Origin of the sequence: Anoxybacillus sp. ST4, from assembly GCF_019448545.1 — a bacterium.
GTDB lineage: Bacteria > Bacillota > Bacilli > Bacillales > Anoxybacillaceae > Anoxybacillus > Anoxybacillus pushchinoensis.
This window is the reverse complement of the sequence record NZ_JAHZOE010000033.1, coordinates 1-20,006: the sequence shown is the minus strand read 5'-3', so window position 1 is coordinate 20,006 and position 20,006 is coordinate 1. Positions and strand designations below refer to the sequence as shown.

At 34.8% G+C, this 20,006-nt stretch carries 9 protein-coding genes and 1 pseudogene; all 10 read right to left on the bottom strand.

From position 1 onward, the window contains the following. Positions 1-127: 127 nt before the first annotated feature. A pseudogene (locus K1I44_RS13600) lies at positions 128-463 on the bottom strand (Rpn family recombination-promoting nuclease/putative transposase); the annotation flags it as partial. A gap of 184 nt (positions 464-647) precedes the next feature. Continuing rightward, positions 648-2,003, bottom strand: coding sequence for a M20/M25/M40 family metallo-hydrolase (locus tag K1I44_RS13595; RefSeq protein ID WP_219986464.1), 1,356 nt, complete (start codon positions 2,001-2,003; stop codon positions 648-650). A gap of 66 nt (positions 2,004-2,069) precedes the next feature. Then, complete coding sequence (locus K1I44_RS13590; RefSeq protein ID WP_219986463.1) at positions 2,070-3,125, bottom strand: tetratricopeptide repeat protein; 1,056 nt, start codon at positions 3,123-3,125, stop codon at positions 2,070-2,072. A 26-nt stretch (positions 3,126-3,151) separates the two neighbouring features. Further along, a complete protein-coding gene (locus K1I44_RS13585) occupies positions 3,152-5,074 on the bottom strand; it encodes a 3'-5' exonuclease (protein ID WP_219986462.1) in 1,923 nt (640 codons plus the stop codon). 555 nt (positions 5,075-5,629) lie between these two features. After that, positions 5,630-6,433 (bottom strand): hypothetical protein, encoded by an 804-nt coding sequence (locus K1I44_RS13580; protein WP_370628013.1) that lies wholly within the window; start codon positions 6,431-6,433, stop codon positions 5,630-5,632. 12 nt (positions 6,434-6,445) lie between these two features. Continuing rightward, positions 6,446-9,856, bottom strand: coding sequence for a hypothetical protein (locus K1I44_RS13575; RefSeq protein ID WP_219986461.1), 3,411 nt, complete (start codon positions 9,854-9,856; stop codon positions 6,446-6,448). Next, positions 9,853-10,731 carry a DUF4007 family protein gene (locus K1I44_RS13570; RefSeq protein WP_219986460.1) on the bottom strand — a complete coding sequence of 293 codons (879 nt, stop codon included), beginning with the start codon at positions 10,729-10,731 and terminating at the stop codon, positions 9,853-9,855. Before K1I44_RS13570 ends, K1I44_RS13575 begins: the two co-directional genes overlap by 4 nt. A 79-nt stretch (positions 10,732-10,810) precedes the next feature. Next, complete coding sequence (locus K1I44_RS13565; RefSeq protein WP_219986459.1) at positions 10,811-15,820, bottom strand: FtsK/SpoIIIE domain-containing protein; 5,010 nt, start codon at positions 15,818-15,820, stop codon at positions 10,811-10,813. Continuing rightward, the gene (locus tag K1I44_RS13560) at positions 15,817-17,385 is read right to left on the bottom strand and encodes a hypothetical protein (RefSeq protein WP_219986458.1); all 1,569 of its coding nucleotides are present in this window, start codon (positions 17,383-17,385) and stop codon (positions 15,817-15,819) included. The genes K1I44_RS13565 and K1I44_RS13560 overlap by 4 nt, the downstream gene beginning before the upstream one ends. A 49-nt stretch (positions 17,386-17,434) precedes the next feature. After that, a complete protein-coding gene (locus tag K1I44_RS13555; RefSeq protein WP_219986457.1) occupies positions 17,435-19,129 on the bottom strand; it encodes a hypothetical protein in 1,695 nt (564 codons plus the stop codon). Positions 19,130-20,006: the final 877 nt, after the last annotated feature.

Below are 20,006 nucleotides of genomic sequence, written 5' to 3'. Positions count from 1 at the left end.
TCTTTGATCATAAAAAATTCCCCTCTCGTAATCATGAACCATAGCTCCTCTCATTGACACTATGGTTCTATTGTAAGTGGGGAATTTTATTCCGGCTATATTGGGGATTTTATCATCGGCTTTAACAGTAGCTAAATACTGCAATTGGCAAAATAGGTTTACGATGCTTTTCAAACAAACGGCTGAAGTAAATAAACATCCGTTCTCGAAATGACAGTTGCACATAACTTTGATTTTCAATATGGACGATAATCAAACCGTCCTCCCCTTTTAATTTTGTTTCAACAAGCAAATCAACGCGATACTTCTCCCCTGCCGTCACATCCGTGAACAGTTCCTCTGACAAAAAAGCTACGTGCTGAAAGTCGATATGCTCATGCACATACGGGAAGAAGAGAAGAATAAACTCCTCAAAAAACGTTTGAATCAACTCTTTAAACAACCGATCATGATCAATGGACATGTATGCACCTCACTTTCCGTTTTGGTGCATATTTCGACAAAAGTAGCGATGTTCCTGCTTTAGAAATGGAAAAGCAGAGAGAAAAATTATTGCTCTCTGCCTCTTCTCAAACAGTGCTTGGGGGCGTCTCACTACAGTACTATCTGCTTTATCACTGGTACCAGACACTGTTCCCAAGCACTTTTTATTTATGCCCCACACCTACACCTAAGCCACGTGCCGCCCGTAACAAACCCCTTGGTTCATTCAATGTTGCTTGAACGAGTCGTACCGTCTCATAGCAAGCATCCGTGTTTAATGTTTCATCTTCTGTATGTTCTTTTTCATACCCGACAGATAAGTTCACACTTTGGATGCCATGTTCTGCCCAAATTCTCGTATCGCTACTTCCCCCTGCAGTACATCTCCAGCCCGTTAATCCAACTTCGGAAGCGATCTGTTCGAAAAACTGTCGGTATTGAGCATCGCAAAACTTTTCAAAGGTACCGCATGAGGTAACGATATCGCCACTTCCTCGCCGATCAACAACAATCGCTGCATCGACATCCCAAAGAAAATGTTCGTCAACATGTCTTGCACCAACAAGCCCACATTCCTCTTCGACTGTAAAAATGAACTTAACTGTCCCATTAAAAGCTGACGTGTCAAGCCATTTTGCCATTTCAAGTAAAATTGCCACTCCCGCGCGATCATCTCCTCCTAAAATGCCTTTGCTGCTCGACCAAATCGCTCCTTGTTTCACAATTGTTCTTCCTGGCGCGAAAGCTTCTACCGTATCTAAATGAGCGTTCAACAAAATCGTCGGTCCATGTCCTGTTTTGCATTTCTTTTGTGCAAGCAAGTTTCCATATCGATCGGTGGTGATGTTGTCAACATAAGGGGCGAGTTTCCCATGCACAACCGTGCGAATGTCATCTTCATTTCCACTTTCCCCTGAAACACTAAGCAACTCTTCAAGTGTATGAAGAAACAACATTTTCCGAATATATTCTTCACCTTGTTCTAGCCAATTTATTTGTACTTTCCGCATGTGCTCAGCGAGATCAAGAAGTCGTTCTCTTTTTGTCAAAAATACGACCTTATGAAAACGAGAATGCCGCAAGTGAACATTAACTTGAAGTGCATTCAACAACTGCAACACTTTCTCGATATTTGTCCGCTCATCGAAACACACATGAGGACTTCTTTCCCCATGCCCGTCACAACAAAAAACGGTACGTAGCCCCAAACGATTCAACTCACGAATGATACCGCTCATATACGTATCTAACTCAAATACGTTCGGTTCTTCTAGCCCTAGTGACTCGCTAACTCCGCGCCACGGAACATCGACTGCTTTCAGCCATTGTTTTTCACTAATCGGCGGGCTATCAATCGTTAATACATCGTCCCAAAACGTATAATCGACATTCGCTACATCCAAACTTTTCAACAAAAACTCGACGTTTTCTTTTCTCTCGTTGGTACAAATAAACTCATTCGGATGCTTTTCCTCTACAACAAACCCTTGGCGAATAAATAATTGATTCCATGTTTTCATCGCATCATCGCTCCTTTTCATCATTTACAAACTTAGTATAAAAAAAGAGCGATGACACACATGTCATCACAAATCGTCGCGAAACATAAACGTATAATCACTTCGATACATAATGATATAATCAACAACACCGTTGTAATAGTAGGCCGTTTCCCCTCGAAACTGACATGAGTCGATCATATCGGGCACCCGAACGCGACTTAGCCTTTCCCGAAGACGCCTTACTTTTTGAATAAACGTATTCGTACGAATCTCGTCATTCTCTCTACGCCGAAAAAACACCTCTACATCATATTTCGTTGCTGGACGATTTTCATTTGTTTTCAGCAAAAAATAACAAAGCATTTCCGCAGGATCGCGTGGCAAGCGCACTTCTTTGTCACCATAGGCGACAATATTTTCGCGATCGGAAAAATAAAGAACGACTGTATTTTTAGGAGGATCCATCATGATTTCTTCACATTCTTCTTTTGAACAATACGCTTTACCAGCCGGTGTCCATTTCGTAAATGCCTGCATCGTTAAAATATTTTCGTTTCGCTGCAACCATTCATGCAAAAACGAAAGTTCCGCAGGCGCACCTTGATCGTTTATATAATCAGGAAATTTCTCAAGCGATCGATACGTTTTTTCTGCCATAAACAAGGCGCTATTCGCCAAATAAAGATGCGCATAATATAGCTGTCGTTCATTTAAGCAAAACTCCGGATTCGAATACGTCTTTTGATATTCAAGCGCTTTTTCAAAGTAACGCTGCGCCTTTGCGTACTCTTTCGCCTTATACGCTAAAAATCCGAGACGATAATGGGCAATCGGATTTTCCGAATCATATCTCAACGCTTTTTGAAACGCTGTTTTCGCCATATGCTCGTCTTTTTTAAGCTGTGTTTTCAAATATGTTCCATAATGAATCAAATAACTCACGAGCTGTTTTTTCACATACTCAAACCCATGTTCCTCTTTTTCCTCTGCTGAACAACGGGATAAGTAACGGACCATTTTCTCATACACATCGACAATTTCATAATAAACCCAATCTTTTGCCTCACCGCTATTTAACTCTTCAAGAAGCTGTTCTTCGCGGTCGTATAATTTATCTAAGGTTATTTGGGATCGTCCCATGAAATTCTCCTTTCAAAAGAACAAAGTTACGAACCATTTACTTTTTCTTCCTTTTTCTTCTGCAATCTGCTCGTGCGAACTTGCTCGAAATACCGTGTAAATTCGGACTCCCCCGAATAAGACAAACATAAGTATTCTTTCGCCCTTGTCATGCCGATATACAACAACGATACTTCCCGTTCACGATCTTCTTCGAGTGCAAATGGCATGTTGTCAACATTGACAATAAACACGGCTTGAAAATCAAGACCTTTACTACTTTCAATTGTGCTAATTTTAACGGTTTCTTCATCGCGAGAAAATTTTCGCTTTGTTGTTTCATCTTCCGCGAGCCAATAATAAGGGATTTGCTCTTTTTCCAACGCCCGCTTAATGACATCGATTATGTTTTGTTTATGCGTTCGTTTCACTCGATACAAAATAAGCATTTCCGAATACGGCACGTTTTTCTCTTCATATAATCGCTTCATTTGCTTCGCAACCATTTGCATTTCTTGTCCAAAGTTCTCTGTTCTTACAATGGCCGGCTCTGGTCCTTTCCGCCGCGTACTTTGTGGGGCGATAATTTCTCCTTCAAACTCGCGTTGGGCCACTTTATTGCTTAGTACCGAATGCTCACGATAAAAATCCCATGCAAATTTCACAATTTGTGCCGTATTTCGATAATTAATCGTCAACACCTTAGAACGCCCTTGAAAACTTAATCCTGTATCTTGCACATATGATCGTTTTCGTCTATAAATTGTCTGCGCTCGATCTTCTACAAGAAGAAGCGATTGAGTTGCTGGATTCAATAGTTTACTAACAAGCGCCAGCCAGTCCGAAGAAAAATCTTGTCCCTCATCAATTAAAATGGCGTCATACATTGGCAAGATCGCTTCTTTTTGATTAAGCTTCTCTAACATGTATGGAATTTGTTGCTCGGACATTTTTAAATCATGCTTCAACCATTCATGAAAGTTACGGACAATAATTTGATCGCCTACCGTTTTCGCCATCCCATCTTCTTTTGTAAAGTCAAAATCAAATAACGAATCTGGTTCATGTAACATATGGTGTAGCATTTGGCGAATCCCTTGCGCGAGCGAAATGTTATAACACAAAATTAAAATTTTCCAATCGGGATGTTGTTTCGCCAACAGCTTCGCCCGACTAGCTAAAATAAGCGTCTTTCCACTTCCAGCCACCCCACGAATTAAACGGTTTTTATCACCGAGCTGCTTGGCTAAATTTTCTTGATGCAAATCCATTGCTTTAATGTCGTGGAGCGATAAAAGTACTTGATCTTGATATGGAACAGGTGGACGAAACTCGGCGCTGATGCGCACTTCTGGAAAAAGATGATAACGAATTGCATCAATTTCTTCTTTTGTTAAAGGTGTTCGCAATCGATACGGAACGACAAACATATTGCATATTTTTTCAAACAATACTTCTTCGCTAAACGTTTCTTTGTCCGGATCAATTTCATCACGCAACAGACAAAAATTCGGATCAACAACCGGATACAACTGTTTTTTCACTAAGTCTTTTTGTGAAATTCTTGTAAAAACAACCCCATACCCGTAAGGAAACTTCAGCTGAAATTGATATTTTCCTTCTAAATGAACTAAACTTTTATCTTTTTTCAATACATCAACAATATGAAACGCGTTATCTCTCGCTTGCTTAAACGGACTTTTTACTGTCACCTGCTCACCAGCGCTATTTACAATCGTCCATTCATCATTATTCAAATGAAGCAATGTCGATAATGTATAATCTTTTACCTCAAGCACAACAAGCCCTAAATCAGGACCAATAATGACAAAATCCGGACGTCTTCCTCGAATCTCCGGTTCATAATAGACAATATAGTCATCTGGCAAATATGTTTTTAGCGTTCGAAACAACAGTCGCTCACCTGCGGTTGCACTTGAACGAATCGTTTCCGGAATCGTGTACGCCATCTAAACCAGCTCCAGTGGAAAATAGGATTTTTGTACCATTATATAATATAAAATAAGGAATTTTTGGTGGATTGTATTTGTAAAATCAGTACATTTTTAGACGAACCATATCTTCAAGTGCATAGAGATGATGGCGCAATCCCTTTCTACACTATGCAATAAGCAGATCGTCCGAAAACTAATCGTATATATAGCATGTATAGCTCCAAAAATATCTTTCAATATAAAGCACAGCTAAGATGTTTTTGCAAGGAAAAAGTGCAGAGTGTTGCAGTATATAAATTTGTTTCTATTGCATAAAAATCAAATCTGAATTTCCGTTATTAAGGGCTTGACATGGAGCCTCTGCAGCCATGATTCTTTTGCCAAGCGGCCAGCTGTAGCAGATTTGGAAAACCCAAACAAGTTATCATGACTGCCCCTCCATGTAAAGCCCCTCTGCATAACCATTTGTATAAAAATTTTGCACATATCTGCACTTTAATTTTGCAATAAACATATTTCTTAACCCGTGGTACTAGTTGAGCATTAACACCCAACTAGCACTATAGGTGTTCATGAGTAAGAACATACACAAGGGACAGTATCATCTGATTTCTTTAAGAATTTCTCTACTCCCTCACGCTCCATCTGTTCACGATACTCTTTTAGAGTAAATGGTTTTCCATCTTTTTTTAATATAGACACATTTTTTTGAAAGTGTCTACGGAATCTCTCTTCCATCTCTTCTTGCTCTTTATAACGTTCTGGCCAAATCTTGTAAAGTTGAGCATAGTGTTGAAACCCTCCACGCACACAACGACCACCGCAATTGGCGTGAGCAAACCCGAGTTCATACATTCGTGGTAATCGAATCCCCCACTCATTTTGTATAATAGATTTCACATCAATATCTGCGACAAAAGTCTCTATCATCGGAAACCGAGTCTCTACTGGTTCAAGTGGAACATGTTTATAAAACTCCCTCAAGTTATCTGCACGATGTTTTTCATGTGGACCAATTCCGAAATATAAAATTGGTTCTAAATTATGTTCATCGCGCAGTTCTTCAATAAACATTACAGTTTGTCTCACTTTTAATTCTTCGGAGCATTTGGCTAAACGTGAATTCCCTAGAAATCGATAGTCATAGAAAACTTCCTCAGGCGTACGTCCATCTATTCGTTCTGTAATTTCAATCCCTATATACTCAGCTACTTCTTCCATGAAGCGATAATTATCTTCGTCTTCCCAAAGTGTATTGGTAAAAAAGAGCATACTATTTTCTTTTCCGTATGTCTGAACCATTTGATATGCCACATAGGCACTAGCGGCCCCACCGCTGAACATTGCTACGTGTACTTTTTTTCTCTCAGCCACAATAACACCCCTTTATTTAACAAAATTTTTAACTAATTGATAGATTAGATACTCTATTTCCTCTTGTGGAACAGTTTTTCCACCATTTTTAATGATTCGATTAATATTTTGATACAGTGTCTGTGATTTAGGTGAAAGATTCACTTTAGAAATAACCTTTGTGTCCCCATCAATAATTAAATGAATATTCTCCGCTTTGTTGGAATTTTTGTTTACTAATTGACTGTATTCATTACTTATCTGATTAAAAAACATTTGCACAGTATTATCAGACCATGCATCTAAACTTACCCCGATCATACGATCAATAAGTAAGTCAAGCCAGTTTTCAGAATTTGATTCCAAAACTGTTGATACAAGGTGATTTTGTTTTTTAGATACGGGATTCTGGTTATTAGCCCAGCAAACTAAGTCTTCATAAGAAGAAACGCCTGTAGCTTCATATACACCTTTCTTAATTTTATCCTTCATATTTTTGTAAAAATTTTCTATTGAATCTATGTGATCTTTCAGAACATCTAAATTACCTCTATACCTTTCAACTAACTTCTGAAGCGCTTGGTTAGGATTTACCTCCATCTGACGAATTTTTTCTTTAAGGTAAATCAAATCCTCTTCCATTTTAGATGTTACTTGTGTAAATCTTGGTAATGATCTCATCCATCTTAAAGAAGCTTTAGCCACCCTAATATGTTTAGGAGCCATCATCAATTCCTCATCTATGTGCCTTTTAAAAATTTCTTCGAGTAGTTTAAACAACTCCTCATACTCATAACCAAATTCATAGTAAAAATAAATGTAATGTTCTGCATCTGAAACCATCTTGAATAAATTTTCCCCATTAATTTCTGAAACGTACATATCGTTTCTATAAAACGAAATATTATCCCATTTGTCACGTAGAAGACTGACAATGTAAATAGGTATTAATGGCTCTCGAATTCCAAATGGAGGATTTCGTAGTATATCCACTAAATCTTTTAAGCATCCTGATGGGTTTTTTCGTAATTTTTCAACTAGCGATTCACGTAGTAACCGAAAATTCTCATTTTTTATATTATCCAGATTTCTAATATCTAATTGATTGTTCTTAAATATAGTAGCATAAATTAAGTAATCTGGCCCATTCCCAGTAATATTGAAGTGAGGCTTATCGTAATGTTTAATAACATGATCAATGACATTGTATGCCGCCTTCAACTGAACACGATTAACAAACTTTCTATTAAATGAGTCGTTTCTTACTTCAGGAGTATAAGGATAAATCCTAAACATAATCTGGGATAAAACACCTTCTAAAATATATTCATTCTTAATTTCTCTTTTCTCTCCACATACAATCCATTCTAAATTACTGTTAAAGCTCATGTATCTATCTAAAAATTTTTTAATATTAAAAGATATTTCTTCCTTTTTTAATATTAATTCTTGCTTTAGATATGGATCATTTTTCAACAGCTCATTATCTCTTAAAAATGCACTAACTACCTCATAATGTTCAAGGTACTTATTTACTGGCACCCACTCAAAATTAGGAAGACAATAAATGGCATACATATCTTTGCGAGCATTCAATATTTTACTCACTTTTTCTCTATCTTTGATAGACTCTAATAGTACAAAATAGATTAATAAATCGGATTGCCCTTTATGTTTTGTAGCTAATAAATCGCCGTTTAAAATGTCAGAGCTAAACACTAAATGGACAGATGCAAAACGAGTCATACTTTTTACGTCATTGTATTCATTTGCTAAATAGAACTTTTTGTTCAGATGTTTTTCAAGAATCTGTATCTTTTTGTCCTTCGATAAATTCAATAATAAGAGCTTACTCTCCATTAACTCATCGATATTAAATGAACTACCGTCAAACAACTCCCAGTAACCACGGATAGAATTAAACCGAACAGCCTTCAATTCTGAAAGTTCATTTAAAAAAACTTTTACTTCATTTGTACTCATATCCATCGAAAAGGAGATAAATTCTAAAGTTAGCGGACACTTTGACTGCATCCCAGCCAAACTCCACAATGCAATAAATTTCAAAATATCCCCGTGTTTTTTTGATAGGTTAGGGATTTTCTTTGTTAATTTCTGATATATATTCAAATCATCAAACTCTTCGTATACTTCTATTTCCTCTGCACTAGGAAAGAAATAGTCGAATAGGTTAGAAGCAGTATATACACCGCTATGATTAGATATAAAATCAAGAAATCCTCCTACTTGAAAGCTCTGTAAAAATGTGAATAAGGTTCGCTCATTTTGCCCAAAAAGACTAGAAAGTGTAGGCAATAAGGCTAAAGAAACTGGATGTAGCGGATACGCTCCTTCAATCACTAATTTCTCAACTTCTACTTGATTTAATTCAGGAAAAATAGAAAATTTACGCAAACAACGTACATACTCTTCTTTTTTGAATTTTGTAATCTTTTCCCCTTTATTTAACTCACCAATAACATTTTGTATTAGTCTTATGTACGTCGCTCGGTCATTTTCAATGTGATAAAGAGCGTATCTTTTCTCGATTCTCTGAAACTCACTTTTATATTCATCATTATATTTCAAAAAATAATGTCGCAAATTCTTATGAGTAATAAACATTAAATGGAAATTTTCGGAACTATGATCTGCTAGCTCAGCTAAGTCTTGAATATCCTGCATTGTTTGATGAATTTGTTCAATCGGCATATTTTGTACAAACCTACCGAATTCGTCATAAATCATAAAAATACCCATATTTTTTTTATTAAGTTCTCTTAATACATACTGTATTTGAGATATAAAATCGTCTTCATAATCCATTACAAACTGGGCACCTGATGTAAGGGAAGGGTAGATACTTTTAAACCATTCAACTTCTTTTTCATTAAAACTAAGTAATTCTAACCTCCAAAGCTCTAAATCTTTCTTGTATTCACCCAAAAGTTTTAAAAAATTTTCATATGTTTTAGGGTAATCACTCTTCCAAACATCTATGACCGATAGAATTTTTGCCACAATTCCTGGAATAGTAATCGAAAGTTTATTTTCTCTCAGCGTTCTTACTATTGCTGAAAATACAGATTGGCGAAAAGCCCCCTCGTACCCATTTAAAATTACTGGCAAATATACTCGCTCATGATTTCTTACTTTCTCTAATTCACGGTACACATCATCATCGACTCGATTGAATTTTTCTATAAGTGAGTCAAATATTTCTCTCTCAACTCTCCTCGAAACAATACCACTCACCAAAGTCCCGATAAGTGATTTTCCAGTTCCATAGGGACCTACTACAATATGCGCTTTTGTTCCGACACCATTAAATCCTCTTAACAAACCTCTAAGAACATGTGCATGAGAAGGCGTAGGGATATATCTTTCAAAAAATTCTTTTTTCCCAAAATCAAACTTGATGTTAACACTAGCCTTAAAACTCATATTAAAACCTCAACCTTTCTCTCATACTCATATTTGATATAGTCGATCGCAGAAATAGATGGGAGTTTTATCGTATCAAGATTATTGGTACGTATAAAAGAAATCTTATATATTGGATGATTACTCAGAATTTCTAATGCCCCCACAATATTTGCTCGACTCATATTGAAAACTTTTCCCCACAATCCTTCTTCTATTACGATTTCATCAACCGCTATAACCTCCACTCCTTTTCTCTGTCCATAATCCAATAGAGAATACATTAGAGCCGTTAAACCTATATTCTCTAAATTCCCTTCTTTCTTCCTTATAATTCCCCCCATATCTTCAATTAATCCTATCTTATGAAGGGGACTTTGAATAATTTCTTCTGGATCAAAGGTTGTTTGTCCAGCAGTATACAATTTAATTAAACATTCGATGTCACGCTTTAAAGATTTTGCTGATACTTCTCTTTTTTCTTCCCTACTGACCCACTCAACAAACGCTTGTAATAACTCTTCTTTAGAACACACAGTTTGACTCAAAATATTGAAAAACCAATACCAAGCGGTGGCAGGCTCTCTTTCCTTAGTTAACTCATAATGCAAAATAGATGCTGTGTCGTAAAATCTTATAAATTTGTCAAATTTATATATCGTACAACCTAGTGGAGTTATATGGTGTATTTTCTTTTGTTCACTATTGAACTTTTCCTCAACCAAACGAGTAGCAACTAACCAAAAACGTAGCGATTGTAACATATTCTTTCCAAGCCCAATTACTTCAAAGGAGTCTTTATTATAAAAGAACCTTTCGTCATTCATTAAATGTTTTATCCCTTTACTTAGCCATCGATCTCGTAAGTAAAAGCTTTGATGTTGACCATAAGCCATTCTTTGTCTCCTCCTGCTATTGTTGGAACATTATATCCAATAAAATAATATAACGAAAAGAAGGCATCTAGATAAATTATTATCTAGATGCTTCATTTTTCTCAAAATACTTTAGCAAGGCCCTCTTCACTTCAGTTGTCAAATACGGGCTTTTTCCACGAATTGGATTACCGTTTGTTTTAGCTAGAAAATCTCCTTTTCCGGCCAATCTTTCTGCCCCTTCCTGGTCCAAAATAACATGTGAGGCAACAGCATCCGCTGCCTTCAAAGCCAATCTTCCAGGTAAATTAGAACGTATTTTTGTGTTAATAATTTCAGCTTTCGGATACTGAGTACAAATAATCAAATGAATTCCAGCAGCACGCGCTTTTTGTCCTAGTCGCTGTATAGATGTTTCAACCCTTTTTGCAATCTCTTTATCCTGGCTCATAAAATCAGCGAATTCATCAAAAACAACGACAATTCTCGGTAACTTTTGACCAGTAATATTTATAAATTCCTCTAAATTACTTACATACTCTTTATTCATCATTGAGTAACGCATATCCATTTCATCAACAAGTGATTCTAAAGCCTTAACAGCCTCACCGATATCCGTAATTACTCTCATTGTATGTTTTTTATTCTCATAAAAATTGAACTCAACTTGCTTAGGATCAATAAATAAAAACTGGACATCTTCAGGATTATATAAGCACATGATACTTAAAATTATCGAGTGTAGTGTAACACTCTTTCCACTCCCTGTTGTACCTCCAACGAGCAAATGAGGAGTGATAGAGTCAGATAGATCTATACTCACTACATTGTTTAAAGGATCTAGACCTAAAGGAGTTATCAAATTTGTATTATTAATTTTGGCACCTAACTGTTCTCTCACAAGTTTCATAAACTTTTCAAAATAGATAATATCAGGATCTTCACGCACAATATCCATATATATTCCTCGATTATCAATCGCGAAGTTCGGTTCGTTGTTTAGTTTAAGCCAAATTTGAATGTCCTGAGATCGTGAAGTAATTTTCTTTATTGTTATTTCACTTGGTACATCTAAATAAAATCTTATTACGCTCGATCCCACTATGCTTTCCTTAATCTTGATATTCAAACCATTTTTCAGAAAATTTCGGACCAAAACTTTTTCTAAACCTTCTGTTATACTTTTGTGATCTATCTCTTTATGTGGATGCATTATACTTATTCCTTGCAGCGCAAGCTCTTCTGGATAGTCATGCTGGGAGGAATTATTATATCCCTCGTAGCTGTTTGAATTTTTTTGTAATCCCTGAACCTCTTCATCATCTATAGTTTGTTCACTTTCGTTTTCTTCTGCATTAATTAAATGGTTTTCAGGTACTTCATTACAATGAATACTGCTAGTCCCTGCTCCACGAGGATGTTCTTCTTCTGTATGAAACTCTTCATATTCAGGAACAACATCCTCATGTGTTCCTAAACATTGAAGAATATAGTGACGATTATGGATAAAATTTTTACATTCTCCTAATACTTCTACGTATATACCTTCTTGAACTTTATCCCAAGTTCTGTCAGAAAGATTAGATGTATAACAATAAACATCAATGGATCCGACTAAATTCACTTCTATATCATTAGGTGACACTCGTTGAAGTTGTTTTAACACTTCTACTTGTTCTGGAGAATAAGCTCTTTTTTCAATTAAGTAGTGTACTAATTCGTCCCTCCAATAAACTGCATCAGCATGCCTTTTTGAAAACAAAAACCTGCTCTTGTACTCATTGAGACCTACCTCTACTTGCTTTAGTGCATCCAATCTTTCACGATCTAAATTGAGATGATTCACAAATTTTAACTCAATCACTTCAAAGTCTATAGCAATCTTCCCATTATGCATATAGATCATGGTAGAAATTAAATCTGGTCTTCTTTTATTTGAAGAAAACCATGGTAATTCATCACATAAAGACCATACATGTAGAATGGCATCTTCTTTTTTTCTCTTCTCTATTGATAAATAAGTTGCCAACATTTCATGTGCATACTTTCCTGGACCAATGACTTTTAAAACTAGTGCGCCTGAAATATCTTTTACTTTGTTTACTGCATTAATTATAACATCTCGACGAATATTGTTGTTTTTTAGAATATTAGACAATTTTTTGTATAGTCGATCATAATATGCATGATCTTTAGAGTTATTACTAAGTTTTCGTATATACTCAGAAGAAGATAAAATTAACTTAAAGCTCTTAGTCTTACCGACTCTAGACTTGTATTGTATGATTTGGGCTTTAGATGACGCCTTTTGCAACAACGATTTATCTAAGAAGCGATCCATGATCATTACCCAGTTAAAATGATCATGCATAAAATCAATTAAGAGCCCGTCACTGAAATGACTCGCTGATATTGTTACATTAAGAAGATGTAACTCGTCTTCCGATGGCATGCATTTACTATGGATAATGTATTGCATTTGATAAAAATATTGCAAAACTTTCGGTATACAATCGCTCACATAAGGAATACGTTTAAGTGCTTCTTGATCAGAAAGTGGTTCTTTGTAAGGAGCTACAAACCAATCTTCTGTGCTATTTGGCTTTATTTTTTGAAACATATATCCTACATGATCATTTTGTCCGAAATAGTCCATAAGCACTACCATGTCTGCGTCAAACATCTGTGAGTTAATTTGCGAAGATATTTCCCCTATTTTTTTACCATCCAATATATTTATTTCTAATTTAGGGAATTTTTTATTTATTTCTGGTGTTCTATATTCCTCTCTTAATTCAATCCAACTATTTAGTTCTTTGTGCAACTGAGCTGCTCGAGTGCTGTGTACAGTTAATTTCAATTTAGATAGCTCCGGTATTTTCCGAAAGAGTTCATCTACTGTTTTAGTTACGACATCAGCACCTTGACAATATAACAATAGAAGGTCCAACCCATCTTTAGCATAAGGATACACTTCCAAGTAGTTTTTAACGACATTTACAACTTCATTCGAGAGTTCTTTAGCAAGGTAATTGCTTGAAATAGCTGATTGTGTACTAGTAACAAAAAAACCATTTCCGAACTTCTCTGTTACTTCAAATAAATATGTTTGTTCATCTTCGTTTACAAAATATCTAGGTGACAATTTTGAATATTTATCTGTAATGTAGGTGAGATAGTCATCTACTTTATAAATAGTGAGTTCTTCTTCTGTTTCTTTTTTTAACCATTCCTCCAATTGTTGATTGATTGCTTTCATTCGATTTCCATAACTCAACAATCGGATCGGATTGAATACACTAACAATTCTTTCACAAGGTGCATTAGCCTCTTCGCTATCCCCATTAAATATATCTATTACACCAATGTATTGTAAACCTTTATAAATAGATTTAACTACATTTACAGATGAATATACATTAGATAAAAGTTCGATAAGTTTCTTATTTAAATCATCGTAATCAATGTTACATAGCCCTTCTTCTTTAGCTCGCTTTAAGATAATCAGATATTCATCCATAAAATTATTAAAACGCTCGAAGTGTTCACTCATCCCTTCAGTTTTAGCAGTGATGTAGTGTCTTACTTTATCTTCAACAAGTATTTTCACATTAGATTTTTTTACTTCCTGCTGTGAATATACTTTAACATAAGGAAGTTCACCTTTTTGCACTTCCTCAAGTAGCTGATAGGCCTCATTCTCTGTAAAGTTTAGTATCTTAAATTTTTTCGATCCTAGAATTTGTTCGTCCACAATTAGAGACAATTCAAACGTAATATCTGTTTCGTTAATCTCCTCAAAATATTCCTGAGGAATGCTTCTCTCGTCAAATTGGACATTAGGAGTAACATTAGATAAATTACGAAAATATAAAACTAGTAGTTCCCGTGCCTTTTCGCTCACTTTAGAGTTATCCATTTTTAGTCGAAAGAAGCCCTTATCTAAATTTTTTTTATCTATATTTTCATCAATAAGAATAAAAGCTTCGTATAGTAAGGCTGCATATATATCCTCATACTCTGATGGATGTTTTAATTTCTCTACTAATCTATTTATGGACTTAATAATATTAGGGAAATTCGAAAGTTCCTTTCCGTACTCTTCGACAAATTCTTGAATATCTTCAGGATTTTCTCCTCGACTGATAGCATCAAGTCCTCTCTCAATCTTTTCCTTATCTTCACGTTGCTCAGGAGTTAGAATGTCTTTAATTCTCTCAACTAGTGTTCGCTTTACCTTGAAGTTAAAAATCCCTTCAATGAGTTCGTAATCATACTTTAGTAAAGTCTTATCAGCAGTTCGAATAAAAGAAATAGCCTCTTTACGAAACTGCTCAGGAGACACCTCATCCCATAGTTCACTTATCCAACCATTACTCTCTTCATACTCTAAAAAAGCATTTAGTTTATCTAAGAGGCTCTCTGTATCCAATAGCGATGAACCTTTCTGTAGGTTTGCTAACATATAGTTATTTTTTAATCGTTCAACACGTTGCTTATTAATTTGTAACTTTGAGTCTCTAAACAATCCAAAAACAGGTAAATTACGTTGTATTTTGTGAACGATGACTGGATCATTATCACTTAAAATAGAAACCACAAACTCAACAAGATTACGAAGTTGTGGTTCAGCCACATTATTCATCATCTCTAAAAAGATTTTAAGTTCGTTAATTTCATCAGTCGCTAGTCGAAACTCATTTGACAATAACTCATATAGAATCTCTAGTCCTTTTTGCGAAAGAAGATAGGATTCATCTATAGCAAATAAGTTTTCAAGACTCTGTGCCTCTGGAGTCATCTTATTAATAATTAAAACTAAAGCTTGATTAGGTTGTATATTGTTTCTTAGCCATGTGCTCGTTTCATACTGTTGAAATTTAAACTGATCAAATCCTGAAACCGGTGAAATAGTACGAATAACAGGATCATAGTAACTCCGAAGAGAAGTCATTTTATCTGAAAGTTCCTCTAAAACAATGCAGATATCCCTTTCAGTCAACCCACTAACCTTTATAAATAATTTCTCCGAACGCTCTTTCTGTTTTCTAAAATGATTTAGTAATACTTCTCTAACCCATTTAGCCAGAAATTGTTCACTAGTTATCATAAAACCACCTTTTCTTTTACTGAGTGATAGGGATTTTTTATCATAGCAGTAGCATCAGAGTATTCTATCAAAAGACCATTTTTCTTCAGTTTTTCTCTTAAAGCATTCTCATTTCTTTGAAAATAACTAATGTTTAATCGAGACTGTTCATATAATCCACTAATTTTTGCTTGTTCTTCCCCTATAACAAATCCATACTTTGTATATATGAGCTTTAGAAATTCAGAGAATTCTATCGAACATTGTGATTCGACATTAGTGAGAACGAGCATTTCTAAGAACTTATCAGTCATGAAGTAGCGATAGTTTGTACCAACACGAAATCCCCCCATTCCACCATCTCTGATTACTCCCCTTACAACAGCAAGCTGGTGCTTCTTTAACTGGGATGAAACAATTTCCTGAACAACTTCTGTCGCTTGGTCAACAAAATCATCTACAGATTTACAGCTATTCAATAACTTTTCTATACGTTGCTTTCCGTTTCTAGTTTTACCAAACCCCATATTTTCAAAAAATTTTTTAGGATCTTGACTCCATTGTTCTATTCCCCCAATCTTCTCTTCTATTTCCTTGATCTTTGTAATGAATTGTTCTTCTATCATTTTATTAAACATTTGCTGAACCATAATTTCGTTTTGCAGAAATGATTGAGCAGAAAGCTTTAATATTTGACTAACTTGTCCATCCATACAATCTACAAACATCAGCACTTTATCTTCTATGCATGGTTTCGTTCGATCATACATATAACGCACTAACTGAAAACACACTAAACTTACTAAGAGATGAAACATTTCATTAATTTCTAACTTCAAATGAATAAGACGGTGAAATTCCTCTACAAACTCGAAAAATAGCGGATGATCTGTTATCGGTAACTCCGGATATTCTCTCTTACCATCAGGATCTTTTTTTAACAATGCATAATCCGAGTCTTTTGTTTCTACATCATCATCTAGTATCTCTTTCATTTTTTCAACTATATTGCTAATCGGTTTATTTTTTTGAAGTAATTCCTTCATTCTATCTTGGATTTCTTCCCTAATATCTTCTTTGTGTTCGGTTCCATAAGATAACATTAAATAGTAGAGCTCTCCCCCTCGTGCGAAGAAGTTTCTCTCATAACTGACACTTTCACCTTTTTTTCTTAACTCAAAAAAAAGCAATGATTCATGCAATGGGTATAAACTCTTTGCATACCACGAGCGATTCGCTAAATTTCCCTTCCCATCATAAAGAGGTACTTCGAGATTTCTAAAAAACTCTCGAACCACTGCTACTCTATCTTTATCTCCGATTACTTCGTATAGCTTCTCTTTTTTGTCCTCTTCTAACTTAACAATTCCATTCTTACTACCTTCTTTATCCCCCTCAAAAATAAATTTTCTAAACCTCTCCGCCTTCTCCCTTCTGTATTTGTCCGCATTTAGCCGATAATCAGTGCCAACTAATACATTTAAAAACTCTAAGACATATTCAGGCCCTCTTTGTCCGTCCATAAAACGATGTCCCCATACCTGTGCAGCTACCCGTGCTGCGAAACCCTCTGCTCCTGTCGACATGTATTTTCACCCCACGTTTATCTTGTGCATTGCTTGTATTACTCTCTTCTTATATGGATAGTTCATCTTCAACATATAAACCTTTTTCTCTGTCAAGTCTATAAATTTCCAGAATGGATTCATCTGTTTCACTAATCTGTATTAACTCATTTTTAAACGTATTAAGTAAGATTTCTACATCCTGACTTAAAATATTAAGCATCCCTCCAGCATTTAGTCTCATTAAATATTCGAAAACTAGCAAGTTAATTTTCAATTTTACACTTTCATCTATAGACAAATAAAATTTTGAAGGAATATGATCCAAATCGTCACGGCTAAGCTCTTCGTATAAACGAATTTGTCCTCTGTTAAACGAACCATAGATCACCAAATTTTCATTTGTTGCCTTTAATTGAAAGGATGATCCCCTACTTTTCTCTACAAGCCTTCTTGAAAACGCTCTGTTTAATCCATTAACGATTTCTTTACGCATTCTCGATTGTGCATCCTTATCACCAAACATACTGATGTATTCTGTAACGTATTCAAATGGAAGAAGACGTAATGTAGAAAAATATTTTTCATTTTCTAGTTCAAAATACAATTTTCTACGTAAACGCGGAATCCACTTCTCTAAAAAGTCTTGATTCCCCTCCCCGTAGTTTCGATAAAACTCTATCATATTTCTAAAGTATTGAAATTCCATGTCTAATCCATTATCAAATAACTTCTTGTGCATTTCTTCTATATCAGAATCTCCATGTATATCACCATTAATAATAAAATCATCGATTCCAGAATAAGAATATAAACCTGGATCTAAAGATTTAAAAACTTTTAAAGCACGCATCTCGGAAAAAGCTTCTTCCCCTACATTAATACCATAGAAATTTTGATAGTATACTTTCAACGCTCTCTCTTTACCATTAGCATAATCAGCTTCCCAAATGTCTCTACAAACGTATCCCCCTGTTAACACGTAACTTATATGTATTAGCATCTCTCTTAGAGTAATATGGGTCTCTAAATAGTCTAATAAACGATACTGATCTATGATTTTTTGTTTTACATTGGAAAGAGAAGTTCGTTGGTGATTGAAATAGATAACACAACTTTCTTTCTTTTCGCATTTATTACAAAAACGCCAATTTTCCTCATCGTTCCATTTATCTAGAACTTTCCCCACATATACAGAAGAAGTAACATCCAACAAATTTAAGACGCTCAATCGATTATCATTATTATCATGATGCTCAAAACGTGCAATTATCTTTTCACGAATAGACTCTAGCTCTTTATATTTCGACAACGTTTTCGTTAATTTTCCTTCGTTAGCAGCTATAAGAAAGAAAGTTTTTTCTTCATGATCACCAAGAACATATTTTTGAAGTTCCATCAAAATATCGTATATAATTTCTTCTTTCAATTCAGATAGATCCTTTACAATTTTTATAGTCCCTTTCTCATAAGGTACTGAAACAATTCCCTCTTCCGGCCAACTTTTTAATCTTTGGTCAGCGAAGTAATCATGAATCAACCTACACATCCTAGTTTTCCCATCTCCTGCATTCCCCGTTAAAATTACACTATGAGGATTAGCAGAGAAAATATTTTTTAAATGTTCCTCTACCTTTGTAGAAATAGTAAATTCAAACGAGTGTTCTAAATCTTTTTCATGAGTATATTCATCATATATCTTTGAATGGTTAGGGGATAGCACATTAAACTTATCAAGATACATAACAAAAGGATTAGTAAACATAATTTCTCACTCCATAACCATTTATTTTTTACAATCATATTACTTTAATAATGAAGATGTATTTTACATAACAACATGCTACTATTGATTTAGTTAATCGGTATAGTTTTCGGGGAATTTAATCACAAAGATATTTGGCAAACAAAATAACATTAGAATCATTCTCATAGTAACATTTATTGGTCTATTTTTCATAAAATATAACGCATGTGTATAACAAAAGATTAGTTACCTTATTTTATATCTTATTATCTAAAAAACTAACTATCTAAAAAAACTAACTTTCGACAAGCTTTCTGAAAAGATATAGTATTTTATTGCAATGACAAGTTTCTTCAAAACTAACTTACAATCTAATCATCTATCAATATGCCTAAACAAGATAATAAATTTTATAAAGCAAGTCGTATTCTAACAGAAAAACAATGCGAAAAGTGTCGATTTTTGTCGAATTTCAATTTGTAATTTTCACCATAAATCAACGTTTAATAAATCTCGAACAAGTTTATTATAAACAGGCATCAATATCCTCTCCTATCTCTTTCCTTTATGTATTACATATTTTACTAGATTTTCAATGCGTATTGAAGCATCTTCTACAAACATGTTTGAAAAATGAAAAAGCAACTCTTTGTTGAACAGTTACTTTCTCAAGATACTACTATTCAAAAACAAAATATCAAAAACAAAATACTTTTCCACTTTGTTCCCTCGCATTTATTGCTAGGAACAGAAAAATGTACTTTTTGACCGTAACTATTCAGCCACATCATAAAGTGAGCTGAATATTTTTTGCTTTTCCTGTCTATGATGTGAATATTGATAGACAAGGAGGTGAATCACATGTTGACGGTACAACAAGCTGTATTTACAGTTG